General features: G+C 54.8%; 9 protein-coding genes and 2 pseudogenes. 5 read left to right on the top strand and 6 right to left on the bottom strand.

Features of this window, described 5'->3' with window-relative positions; translation table 11 throughout:
* Window positions 1–193: 193 nt before the first annotated feature.
* Together B5E43_RS14385 and B5E43_RS14380 are read right to left on the bottom strand one after the other, a co-directional pair.
* Window positions 194–2809 (bottom strand): protein kinase, encoded by a 2616-nt coding sequence (locus B5E43_RS14385; RefSeq protein ID WP_087397825.1) that lies wholly within the window; start codon window positions 2807–2809, stop codon window positions 194–196.
* Window positions 2810–2825: 16 nt separating this feature from the next.
* Window positions 2826–5042: a leucine-rich repeat domain-containing protein gene (locus B5E43_RS14380; RefSeq protein ID WP_158099071.1), complete on the bottom strand. Its 2217-nt coding sequence runs from the start codon at window positions 5040–5042 to the stop codon at window positions 2826–2828.
* Between the two features lie 436 nt (window positions 5043–5478).
* On the opposite strand from B5E43_RS14380, the gene B5E43_RS14370 reads away from it, so the two are divergent.
* The 5 genes and pseudogenes from B5E43_RS14370 to B5E43_RS14345 all read left to right on the top strand — a co-directional run.
* A complete protein-coding gene (locus B5E43_RS14370) occupies window positions 5479–5907 on the top strand; it encodes a DUF5655 domain-containing protein (RefSeq protein ID WP_087397819.1) in 429 nt (142 codons plus the stop codon).
* A 160-nt stretch (window positions 5908–6067) separates the two neighbouring features.
* On the top strand, window positions 6068–6274 hold the full coding sequence (locus B5E43_RS14365) for a 4Fe-4S binding protein (protein ID WP_087397818.1): 207 nt from the start codon (window positions 6068–6070) through the stop codon (window positions 6272–6274).
* Complete coding sequence (locus B5E43_RS14360; protein ID WP_087397816.1) at window positions 6271–6870, top strand: 4Fe-4S binding protein; 600 nt, start codon at window positions 6271–6273, stop codon at window positions 6868–6870. Before B5E43_RS14365 ends, B5E43_RS14360 begins: the two co-directional genes overlap by 4 nt.
* A gap of 98 nt (window positions 6871–6968) precedes the next feature.
* Entirely contained in the window at window positions 6969–7205 is a 237-nt protein-coding gene (locus tag B5E43_RS14355) for a hypothetical protein (RefSeq protein ID WP_087397815.1), read from the top strand.
* A gap of 481 nt (window positions 7206–7686) precedes the next feature.
* Window positions 7687–7794: pseudogene (locus B5E43_RS14345) on the top strand (AbrB/MazE/SpoVT family DNA-binding domain-containing protein); the annotation flags it as partial.
* A 588-nt stretch (window positions 7795–8382) separates the two neighbouring features.
* Here B5E43_RS14345 and B5E43_RS14335 read toward each other — a convergent pair.
* From B5E43_RS14335 to tnpB, 4 genes and pseudogenes are all read right to left on the bottom strand, one after another.
* A pseudogene (locus B5E43_RS14335) lies at window positions 8383–9468 on the bottom strand (IS256 family transposase); the annotation flags it as partial.
* A gap of 100 nt (window positions 9469–9568) precedes the next feature.
* Window positions 9569–10378, bottom strand: a complete 810-nt coding sequence (locus tag B5E43_RS15695; RefSeq protein WP_275533025.1) for an IS66 family transposase — start codon at window positions 10376–10378, stop codon at window positions 9569–9571.
* A 34-nt stretch (window positions 10379–10412) separates the two neighbouring features.
* Window positions 10413–11108: a transposase gene (locus B5E43_RS15690; protein WP_275533024.1), complete on the bottom strand. Its 696-nt coding sequence runs from the start codon at window positions 11106–11108 to the stop codon at window positions 10413–10415.
* Window positions 11109–11204: 96 nt separating this feature from the next.
* A complete protein-coding gene (gene tnpB / locus B5E43_RS14325; RefSeq protein WP_087377051.1) occupies window positions 11205–11561 on the bottom strand; it encodes an IS66 family insertion sequence element accessory protein TnpB in 357 nt (118 codons plus the stop codon).
* Window positions 11562–11855 lie beyond the last annotated feature (294 nt).

The following is an 11855-nucleotide window of genomic DNA, read 5'->3' as shown; positions in this document are numbered from 1 at the left end:
CGCTGGGGCTGGGTAACGGAGATGGGGGCTGTCCGGTTGGGGGTGGTGACCCGGATGGGGGCGGTGCGCCCTGCCGCCGCCACCGTGATCTGCTGGTTGGTTTTGCAGTAGGGACAGGTGGGGTATTTGTCCGGGTCATACAGGTGGCCCCGCCCACATTCAATCTGAGACATGTAGATGACCTCCTTTTTGATTAGGACCAAGGATCGATGGGAGTATTTCCCCGCCCCCGCAGATCCAGGGTCTGCAGCCCGGTGAGGGCGGAGAGGGAGCTGTAATTGGTGATGGTCTCCTGGTAGTTGGTGATGCTCAGGCTCCGCAACCCGGTCAGATCGGCCAGGGGGCTGATGTCGGTCACAATGTCCGTCAGCATGGTCAGCTCCACCAGAGAGGAGAGTGAGCGCAGGGGCTCCACAGAGGGGAAGTCACCCCGGACATTCAGGGTGCGCAGCTTGGTCAGGCCGGCCAGGGGGGTCAGATCGGATACCTCGCACGCCAGGTCCAGGATCTGCAGTTCGGTCAGCTCCGCCAGGGGAGAGATATCCACATATACATTCCGGGTGCCCCGGTCGGAGATTCGGAACTCCTGCAGTTTGGTTAAATTTTTCATGAAATCCAGCCCATCGATATCCTCCAGACTGTACAGGGTCAGCACCCGCAGCTCAGTCAGCGAACCCAGGGGAGAGAGATCGGTTACCGAACCCAGGTAGCTCTGACTGGCGCTGTTTAGATAGAGCTCCTGCAGCATGGTCAGCCCGGAGAGCGGGGACAGGTCGGACAGGGAAGTGAGGTCGTTGAGGGAGAGATAGGTCAGGCGGGTCAGACCGGACAGGGGAGACAGATCGGTGACTCCGGTCAGACCATCCAACTGCAGGCGCTGAAGCTTGGTCATGTTCTCCAGACCGCCCAGGCTGTCGATCTCCATACGAAGCTCATTTCCGCCGCCCTGCAGGGTGAGCTCCGTCAAATTGGTCAGGTTTCGCAGGGGTTCCAGACTGCTGATTTCCATCTGGCCATAGAGGTAGATGTTGGTCAGTTCCGTCAGCCCGGACAGGGGAGACAGGTCGGAGACATTCCCCGCCCGGATATTCAGGCTCCGGAGCTTGGTCATGCCGGTTAAGGGGGACAGATCGTTGATGTCTCCGTAATTTCGTCCCGTCACCGAAAGCTGCAGGGAAACCAGATTGGTGAGGGAGGACAGGGGAGAGATGTCTGACAGGCCGTAGCCCTCCGTCTGCAAAGACAGCTCCTGCAGTCCGGTCAGGGAGCTGAGGGGGGTCAAGTCACCGATATTCGGTCCCTCCACCCGCAGGTATTCCAGATTGGACAGACCGGACAGGGGGGACAGGTCGGACACCCCCACGCTCCACAAATCCAGGTCGGTGAGATTCGTGAGGTTAGCCAGTCCGGACAGGTCGGTCAAATCCGGGCTTTCCGTAATGCGGATGTCCTCCAAATTGGTCAGACCGGACAGAGGGGCCAGATTGGTAATGCTGGATTGACTGATTCTCAGCTGGGACAGGTTGACCATGTATTTTAGGTCCTGAATGTCCTCATCGGTGAGGTTCATGTTCTCAAGGGTCAAATCCCGCAGATCGGTGCTGTATTCCTGGCCTTGGATGGTGATGGAGGGGACCTCCGCTTGGATGAGAGGGCGGTTCTTGCCGCCGGAATTTCCCTCTCCATTTTCCTGTCCGGAGCCGCCGCCCATGAAAATGCCGATGCCGGCCACCAGGACGAGGGCAGCCGCAATGCCCGCTATGAGGGCAGGGGCACGCTTCTTACTGGGAGAGTGGGCCGCAGGCTCGTTCCCGGAGGAGGGTACTTCCACTACCTGCTGCTGTTCAATGGCCTTCAAAAACTCAGCCGCCGACTGGAAACGGTCCTCAGGCTGGACGGCCAGGCCCTTTAAAATGGCCCGGTCCAGATAGTCTGGAATGTCAATCCCCAGCTGGGAGATAGGCTGGAGCTCGTCCTTGTCCAGCCGCTCCAGGCTCTCCGGGGGGAGGTAGCCGGTGATGGCGGCGTAGAAGCAGGCGGCGCAGGAGTAGACGTCGGTGTAGGGGCCCTGGCGGCTGCGGCGGATGTACTGCTCCTTGGGGGCGTATCCAACCTTTAGGATGACGTCCAAACTCTTGGATTTGTCCCCGATGGAGTACCGGGCAGAACCGAAGTCCAGCAGCTTCACCACGCCGTCTTTGGTGATGTAGACGTTGTCCGGGGTCACGTCCCGGTGGATAAAGCCCTCAGCGTGAACGGCGGTGAGGGCCTGGAGGACAGGGATCATCACGTTGAGGGCTTCCTCCACACTCACCTTGCCGCCGTGGTTGGCAATGTAGGTTTTAAAGGAGATGCCCTCGATGTAGTCCATGACGAAATAGGAGGTGTCGTTTTCGTCAAAGTAGTCGGTAACACCGGCAATGTTGGGCTGGCCCATGAACTTGGCCAGGGTCCGGGCCTCCTCCTGAAACCGCTCAGCCCCGTAGGTGAAGGCCTCGGTCTTGCTGTCTGCCAGGATGGAGACGGTGGTGCCATCCACACGGGTGGCCAGTTCTCCCGGCATAAATTCCTTGACGGCCACCTTGGCCTGGAGCTTGGTGTCCCAGGACAGGTAGGTGATGCCAAAGCCGCCCTGGCCCAGCACCCGGCCTACAATATACCGGTTGTTGAGGACCGTTCCCGCCCGCAGGGCCACAGGGAATTTCTTGACATTTTCCTCCAGGTCAAAGCCGCAGTAGGGGCAGGGCCCCTCGGAGGATTCCCGCTGCTGGAAGCAGTTGTAGCAGAGACATTGCGTTATGGTTCCCATCTCATAACCTCATTTCTCATCCTTTCATCACATTGGGTACGTGGTCCACGGCAGACCAGTCCTCCACCCGCTTCCCCGGAGAGAGGGAGACCGTTTCCAGTTCGGACAAACCCCGCAGCGCCTCAATGTTCAGCGGGCCTGGAGGATTGCCTCCCACGGACAAAACCAGGGTGCGGAGCTTGGTCAGGCCGGACAGGGGGGACAAATCTGTGAGAGTGGCATCCGTCATATTGATCTCAAGCTCCTCCAGACCGCTCATCTGTTCCACCCCGGTGAGACTGTCCAGACCGGAGGCGCTGATGACCAGACGGCGCATGTTGGTCAGGCCGGACAGGGCAGACAGGTCCTGGGCGGGGCAGAGGATCTGGCTGCTGGTACGCCGCAGCAGCAAGGACTCCAGCTGAGTGAGATTGGAGAACACACTCAGGTCGTCCGCTCGAAATTCTCCCAACAGCTCCATATTTTTCAGACTGACCAGTCCGGACAGGGGTGCCAAGTCCGCGCTGCGAACGGAAATATAGAGGGTCTCCAGCTGGGTCATGTTGCGCAGAAACTCCAGGCTGTCAATGCTGTTGGAGTTGCTGTACCGGGTTCCCATCATGGTCAGCTCCTTCAGCTTGGTCATCCCGGCCAAAGGAGAGAAATCCGTGTAGTTGGGAGTGGAGGGGAGATAGAGGTGTTCCAGTTCCGTCAATCCGGCCAGGGGGGAGAGGACCAGGATTTTGCTGGAGGTTAAACTTCCGTCATCCAGGTGCAGAGATTTCAGGTTTTTCAGACTGGCCAGGGGAGAGAGATCAGAAATCTCCGGGTTGGCCAGTTTCAAGTCTTCCAGGTTGGTCAATCCGGCCAGGGGTGTGAGGTCAACGGCTCCGGTCCCCATAAGATTGAGCTCTTTCAGGTCGGTGAGGCCGGATAGAGGGGAGAGGTCGGTGACGGCCTCATTGTCCCGCAGGGATAAGCTCTGCAGGTTGGAAAGGGCTCCAAGTTCCTTCAAATCGTCGTTGGTCAAATCTTTGCCTTGCAGATCCAGGCCGGACGTGGTGGTGGAGTAGGACTCTCCGGCGATGGTGACGGTGGGGGCAAAGGCTTGGACGATGGGATTCCCACCCCCGCTTCCCTGGCCGGATTTGCTGCCGATGACGATCCCTATACCGGCCACAAGAACGAGTGCCGCCGCAATGCCGGCAATGAGAGCAGGGGTGCGTTTCTTACTGGGGGAGTGGGCCGCAGGCTCGTTCCCGGAGGAAGGCACTTCCACCACCTGCTGCTGTTCAATTGCCTGCAAAAACTCAGCCGCCGACTGGAAACGGTCCTCGGGCTGGACGGCCAGACCCTTTAAAATGGCCCGGTCCAGATACTCGGGGATGTCGATTCCCAGCTGGGAGATGGGCTGGAGCTCATCTTTGTCCAGCCGCTCCAGGCTCTCGGGGGGGAGGTAGCCGGTGATAGCGGCATAGAAACAGGCGGCGCAGGAGTAGACATCGGTGTAGGGGCCCTGGCGGCTGCGGCGGATGTACTGCTCCTTGGGGGCGTACCCGACCTTTAAGATGACGTCCAGACTCTTGGATTTGTCCCCAATGGAGTACCGGGCGGAGCCGAAGTCCAGCAGCTTCACCACGCCGTCTTTGGTGATGTAGATGTTGTCCGGCGTCACATCCCGGTGGATGAAGCCCTCGGCATGAACGGCAGTGAGGGCCTGGAGGACGGGAATCATCACGTTGAGGGCTTCCTCCACGCTCACCTTGCCGCCGTGGTTGGCGATGTAGGTTTTAAAGGAGATGCCCTCGATGTAGTCCATGACGAAATAGGAGGTGTCGTTTTCATCAAAGTAGTCGGTAACACCGGCGATGTTGGGCTGGCCCATGAACTTGGCCAGGGTCCGGGCCTCCTTCTGAAACCGCTCGGCTCCGTAAGTAAATTCTTCGGACTTACTTTTCATAGCCACAGATACAGTGGTACCGATTCGGGTGGCGATATCGTTGGGCATAAACTCTTTGACTGCCATCTTGGTTTGGAGCTTGGTGTCCCAGGTGAGGTAAGTGATGCCGAAGCCGCCCTGTCCCAACACACGGCCAATGATATACCGATGGTTCAGTACGGTACCGGCCCGAAGGGCATTGGGATAATCCTTTTCATTTTCAGACAGATCAAAGCCGCAATAAGGACAAGGACCCTCAGAGCATTCCCGTTGCTGAAAACAGTTATAGCAGCGATGTACTTCTTGCGTGTACATGGAATCCCCCCGTTGGTTATGGAGTTTTATAGCATAAACATAAAATAGAGGTGACATAGCAATGCCACCCCACATGATTTGCGATCCACAATTCCCCTCGATCCATTCGGGGCAGCAGATGTTCCCGATTTACTATTTGGAGCGAAAAACTGCAAATTATACAAATACATTTTACAATTTTTTGTATGTGGTTACAATATGCTAATTGCATAGTATTTTAAGAGGCTTGGTAAGGTGAAATGGAATAAAATGGTCGGATATATGAGAAAAAACGAGGGCTTTTCCTATAAAAAGGGGGGGAATGGATCTCACATCTCTATTGCAATTCTCTTTCCAATACAGGGGTGTTATGTTATGATTGACGCAATGAAATCTAGGTTTGGGATCGCCGGTTCTGAAACCATGTATGGTGCATAGGAAAGGGAGGAGAAGAAAGGTGAAGACGGGGGATTACTACCAGGGAGATGTATTGGCTTTCTTTGAAGGAAATCCTCAGGAACTCAGACTGTACGAAGTGTTGGTTCAAAGGTTGGAAGAACTGATACCGGAAGGTGAAATCAGGGTTCAGAAAAGCCAGATCAGTTTTTATGGAAATTGTCTGTTTGCAGCAGCCTCACTGCCGGTGCGGCGGAAAAAAGAGTGGCCAGAACATTGTCTGATCGTTACGTTTGGATTAGAAAAACGTATAGATTCCCCGCGGATTGCGGTGGCAGTGGAGCCCTATCCTAATCGTTGGACTCACCATGTGTTGGTTACCCAGGAAGAGGAGATCGATCAACAATTGCTGGATTGGTTGAAACTGGCCTATCAATTCGCACAGGAAAAGGGGAGAAAGCGAACCGGCGGTAGGAGAGGACGGCAGTAAAAATAAAGCATTTCTAATTCAGTACCCTACAGTTCCGCGTAGTGGCAGGTTGTTTGGTGAGTTGGTCACATACTTCACACCTCCAGTTTCGTATACTGACAAAGAAGCGGGCAGGACTATTGACTGCCGCAATTTGGAAGATTGGGAAGGAAGACTTGCTATGAGATCGAAACGAGTGGCCCGGGTGGATGTGAGCCGCTGTGTGGCCTGTGGAGCCTGTGGGTCTGAATGTCCTTTGGGAGCAGTAGGAGTGTGGAGAGGATGTTTTGCCCGAGTAGATGAGGCACGCTGCGTAGGTTGTGGGAAATGTGCCCGGAACTGCCCTGCGGATTGCATTATCCTTATGGATCGGGGGGAGAATGTATGAGAAGCCGGCATTGGTATGATTATCTGTGGGTCTGGTCCATTCTCTTTTTTGTGCTGGGCTTTTTTAACATTCTTTTTGCCTGGTTGGGCATGATCGATTTTTTGCTTCCTCTGGCGCTGGCTGCCTTTGGAGGGAACAAGTTTTTTTGCAATAGCTTATGTGGACGGGGGCAGCTGTTCACTGTCTTAGGGAAACAACTGAAGTTGTCCCGCTACCACTCTGCTCCCAGATGGATGGCATCTAAATGGTTCCGTTGGGGTTTTCTGGCCTTCTTTTTATCCATGTTTGCCAGTATGGTGGTACAGACCTATTTGGTAGGAGCTGGAGCCGCTTCCTTGCGGGAAGCCATCAAGCTGTTTTGGACGTTCCGAGTTCCCTGGGACTGGGCCTATACGGCGGGGTCAGTGCCGGAATGGGTGGCACAGTTTAGTTTTGGATTTTATAGCTTGATGCTTACCTCCCTGTTATTGGGTCTTATAGTAATGGTACTTTATAAGCCCAGAACCTGGTGTTCTTTTTGCCCTATGGGAACGATGACCCAAGGGGTCTGTCGTTGGAAGGCTGGGAAGGGACAGCATGACAAAATATCTGTGTAACAAAAAGGACCTGCGATGATTCGCAGGTCCTTTTCATTGAAAAAGCCCCAAAATCTGATACAATGAACGTATCCATGCTGCAAAAAGGAGGAACTATCATGGCAGAGATCATTGATTTTCCGTTTTCCGGTGAGGATAATGTTGGGTTAGAACGGGAAGAACTGTTGAGAAAGCTGAATGAGGTTCGCCTCAAAATTCAGCGGTTAGATGAGGAAGAACCGGAGGATATGGAGAGCGAAGCCTACCAGAAGTGGGGAGAAGCTCATGAGGATTTGGAAGATCAGGTGGATGAGATATTGGAGTGTTTGGACGAATGGGGGCTGGGACAGCCATGAGCACGGGACGGGGATGTTGTAAGCTGGAGATCTTTTTGCCTGCAACCCACTTGGAGGTGGTGAAGCAGGCGCTTAGGGAAGTGGATGCCGGCCATATTGGAAACTATGATTGCTGTTTGTCCTATAGCCCTGTGACCAGCTGTTGGAGACCCTTGCCGGGGACACACCCTTATTTGGGCCGGACAGACGAGGTGAGCTGTGAGCCTGAACTAAAGGTGGAGGTCACCTGTTATTTGGAGCGGCTCGATGAAACTCTAAAAGCAGTTAGGAGAGTTCATCCCTATGAGGAGCCGGTCATTTATGCCATTCCACTGTTGCAGACAGGACTTCCCTGATGAGTTAAGAGGCGAGAGGGGAACAATAATCCGGTGAACGTGCCATAAGTGGCAAACAAACCCAGCCAAATTTCTGCATATCACTCCAATTCTTGCGGATACTAGGTTTTGCTTACCAAATACAGAACCACTGGAGGGATTATCCGATGAAAGCAACTGGCATCGTGCGCCGGATTGACGATCTGGGGCGGGTGGTCATTCCAAAGGAAATTCGCAGGACCATGCGAATCCGAGAGGGCGACCCGTCACAGATGACGTTGACATGGTGGGAGCGGTACTGTTCTGGCATGATGGACCTGTCCAAAAGGGAGGGCTGGAGTACATAAATATCGAACACCTGGGGGCGGGCGTTTAGGCCACCTCCAGGTGTTCTGTATTTTTTATAAAGTTTATATTACTATTGATGTATACTTGGTTTATATATTAAAAATCTAAGGCGCTTTTAATTCTGTTTAAAGATGAGCAGTTTACTAAAAATGTAATTTAGAACTATAATGATCACGTTAACTATACACTTTGCGAGCATGTCATGTAAGCCAATCCAAATGAGTAACATCAGACATCCATTATCAATTACTATAGTGCCGATTCTCATTCCGAAAAAGCTGTAAAAATTTTTCCATGTGCATCTTACTTGGAAAACAAATATAGTATTTGTAAAATATGGGTCAATCCCAAATTCCGTGTAAACACCATTTGAGGTGCGAATAGAGCAAAATTGATTCAGGACGGTAGCCGGGAAAAGCCGGCTGCCGCCTTTTCAACAACATAACGCCGCTGGGGGCGGATGTCAAGGGCGGCGGAGCCGTTTATCTTGCCCTTGGCATCCGGCTCCGGCGGTGTTACTCAGGCATACGCTCGGCAAAGTAGATGGCCATCTGAGCGTGGATCAGGCTCCAGTCCTGCCGCCGTCCAGTCCACTTTTTGGTAATATCCATCATGGCCAGATACAGCATTTTCAGCAGGCTGTCATCGGTGGGAAAGACGGACTTGGACTTGGTCACCTTGCGCAGCTGGCGGTTGAAACCCTCAATGGCATTGGTGGTGTAGATCAGCCTGCGCACTTCCTGGGGGTACTTGAAGTAGGTGCTGAGATTGGCCCAGTTGGACCGCCAGGACTGGGAGATTTTCGGGTATTTCTTGTCCCAGCGCTCCCCGAAGGCGTCCAGAGCATCCAGGGCTGTCTGCTCGTCCACGGCGGCATAGACCGCCTTCAGATCGGCCATAAGGGCTTTCAGGTCCTTGTAGGACACATACTTGCTGGAATTGCGCAGCTGGTGGATGATGCAGTTCTGGATCTCTGTCTGGGGAAAGGTGGCGTGGATGGCCGCATCAAACCCCGCTAAATTGTCGGTGCAGGCAATGAAAATATCCTCTACACCCCGGTTTTTCAGGCCATTGAGGACAGTGGCCCAGAACTTGGCGCTCTCGGTTTCCCCAACCCACATCCCCAGGACGTCTTTCCGACCATCCAGGTTGACTCCAATGGCAATGTACACTGCTTTCTTCACGATCTGCCCTTCGCTGCGGACATGATAGTGGATGGCATCCAAAAATACCACGGCGTAGATGGGCTCCAGAGGCCGCTGCTGCCACTCCCTGGCAATGGGCAGGATCTTGTCGGTAATACGGCTGACGGTGCTGTCCGAAACAGAAATGCCATAGATGTCCTGAATGTGAGCTTCAATGTCGCTGGTGGTCATACCTTTGGCGTACATGGACAGGATCTTTTCCTCTATGTCCTGGCTGATGCTGGTCTGGTTCTTTTTCAGCACCTGAGGCTCAAATTCCCCCTTCCGGTCCCGGGGAACCGATACCGCTACATCTCCAAAGCTGGTGCGCAGCGTTTTGCTGCTGTGGCCATTGCGGCTGTTGTCTGTGTCCTTGTTCTTGTAGTCGTATTTGCTGTAGCCCAACTCGTCATCCAGCGTAACCGTAAAATCTTTCGGCGTATAAAAAGGCCGCCATCTCAGCGCACAGGCAATGAGATGGCGGTCGGCATTTTCATTATGGTTTTGGACTTTTGCATTACTGGGGTGCGTTCACCGGGAGGAAAGATTCCGCCCAAGCCTCATCCGTCTGGCTCAGCCCCGGTGCGTTGTTCAGGAGCCAAACCAGGTAGCGGTAAGGGTCCAGGCCATTCTCCTTTGCAGTTTCAATCAGACTGTAGATCACAGCGCTGGACTGGGCGCCGGCGGGGGTGTTGGAAAAGAGCCAGTTCTTCCGGCCCATGACAAAGGGCTTTATGCTGCGCTCGGCACGGTTGTTGGAGCGCTCCAGCCTGCCGTCCTCCAGATAGCGTACCAGGTAGGGCCACTGCTCCCGCAGATAGTGCAGTGCCTTGCCCAGGGCAGACTTGGGTGCCGTTTTGGCGCTGGCCTCATTTGCCCATGCCAACAGAGCGTCCAGAACCGGTTTCTCCAGTTCCAGCCGCTTGGTATAGCGTTCTTCCGGCGTCAGGTCCATGAGAGACTGCTCCAGCTGAAACAGCCGGGTGCAGTAACACTCGCCGGTTGCCGCCAGAGAATCCTGCCGTTTCTCTTTAGGCAATGTCTGCAGCGCTTCGTCAAATTTTCGCCTGGCATGGGCCCAGCAGCCAACAACCCGGATGTTCTCGGGCAGCTTGTGGTAGCCCTGGTAGCCGTCCGCGTGCAGCCAGCCGGAGAAATCCTTGAGGAATGCCTGGGCGTGCTCCGCCTTCCGGCTGGGCCGGTACTCATACAGGACAATGGGATACTCAGCGCAGCCGCTGGTCCGGTAGAGCCACATATAGGATTTGCTCGTAGATGTCCTGCCCGGTTCTTTCAGCACCTGCAGCGTGGTCTCATCCCCGTGCAATACAGTCTCCTGGCATAGCCTCCGGTGCAGTGCATCATACACCGGCCGCAGCCCAGGTGTCCGAGGCCTGCAGGATCCAGTTGGCCATGGTCTGCCGGGATAGCTTCAGTCCCTGCCGCTGAAACTCCTGCTCCAGACGGTACAACGGTGAGTACATAACATATTTCTGCGTCATGATATGGGCCACCGCCTCCGGGGAGGCAAAGCTGCCCGGGCAGAGCGTCGGCTGTCTGGGTGTCTTTCGGAGATTACCTTCCCCTGTTTCCGCTTCGCACTGCTTGCAGGCGTAGGTGTAGTACACATCCTCCTGGATCCAGAACCGGGCCGGCTCCATCTTCAGGCTCCGGCGCACCTCTTTGCCAATCTCCTCCATCACGGCGCCGCAGACATCGCAAATGCGCTCTTCTTCGGAAAGACGGTGCTCTACCACTTCCGTAGGGGTGCCCTCCGGCACGATATCCAGCACATTGCCGCTCTGCCGCTTGCGGGCATGGGCCTTTACCGCCACCTGCTCCGCTGTGGCGTTCTTGGTCCCATAGGCGTAGGCCTCCGCCTCATTCGCCATGAGAGACAGCTGGTCCATCAGCCCCTCCTGGAGCCGCTCTGAGGATACCCCAAACTGCCGCTTCTTGGCAAGGCCAAGCTGCTCCAGAAGCCATTGGTTCTGGAGCTTTAACTCAGTCAGTTCTGCCTGCTGAGATTCGTATTCCGTCCGTGAAATGGTCACCATTTCCGGGGTGCTTGCAGCAATATTTTTCTTACGTTCCATGAGTAAATGATACCACATAATAGGGCAAAAAGCCAATGTTTTCAATGAATTCCGGCCTTATATTACACTCAGGCCGCTCACGGCCTTGTTTGCCTTCGGCTGCTCGGTCTTCAGCCCCTCCATCAGCCAGCGGTATTGCTGGGGCGTCAGGGCCTGCACCTCTTCTGTGCTTCGGGGCCATTGAAAACTGCCGCTCTCCAGGCGCTTATACAGCAGCAGAAAACCGTCTCCCTCCCAGTACAGTGCCTTGAGCCGGTCCCGCCGCCGCCCGCAGAACAGAAACAGCGCCCGCTGAAAGGGATCCATCTGGAACTGGCTCTGTACCAGATTGGCCAGCCCATCAATGCCTCGCCGCAGGTCTGTGTATCCGCAGGCGATGTACACCGGGCAGCTGCAGTTGAAATCGTTCAGCATGACTTTGCTGCCTGGAGAATTGCCTGCAGTGTGGCCTTATCCGCTCCCGCATAGACCTGGATCCGAACATCGCTCACCTCCATAGCGGCTATGATATGCGCGCAAGGCTGCGGACGCTCCATGACCGGCACCTCCGCAAAGGTTACCTCCTGGACTTCTTGCAGGGCCTGAAACACTGTTGGCGCCGGGAGATCACGACCATATTTTGTCGGGAGTATTTAACCAATTTTTGTCGGCGAACCCCAGAGCCAGTAGAATAAACAAAAAGAGTGCCAACAACCCAGCACTCATAGA

This window comes from Flavonifractor sp. An100 (genome assembly GCF_002161175.1).
GTDB lineage: Bacteria > Bacillota > Clostridia > Oscillospirales > Oscillospiraceae > Lawsonibacter.
The sequence above is the reverse complement of the archived record's forward strand: the minus strand, read 5'-3'. Positions and strand labels throughout refer to the sequence as shown.

Bases quoted from the DNA above. Each gene is read 5' to 3' on its own strand.
- B5E43_RS14385 (WP_087397825.1), bottom strand. From the start codon at position 2,809: ATGGGAACCATAACGCAATGTCTCTGCTACAACTGCTTCCAGCAGCGG.
- tnpB (WP_087377051.1), bottom strand. From the start codon at position 11,561: ATGCTGAACGATTTCAACTGCAGCTGCCCGGTGTACATCGCCTGCGGA.
- B5E43_RS14365 (WP_087397818.1), top strand. From the start codon at position 6,068: ATGAGATCGAAACGAGTGGCCCGGGTGGATGTGAGCCGCTGTGTGGCC.
- B5E43_RS14355 (WP_087397815.1), top strand. From the start codon at position 6,969: ATGGCAGAGATCATTGATTTTCCGTTTTCCGGTGAGGATAATGTTGGG.
- B5E43_RS15690 (WP_275533024.1), bottom strand. From the start codon at position 11,108: ATGGTGACCATTTCACGGACGGAATACGAATCTCAGCAGGCAGAACTG.
- B5E43_RS14380 (WP_158099071.1), bottom strand. From the start codon at position 5,042: ATGTACACGCAAGAAGTACATCGCTGCTATAACTGTTTTCAGCAACGG.
- B5E43_RS14360 (WP_087397816.1), top strand. From the start codon at position 6,271: ATGAGAAGCCGGCATTGGTATGATTATCTGTGGGTCTGGTCCATTCTC.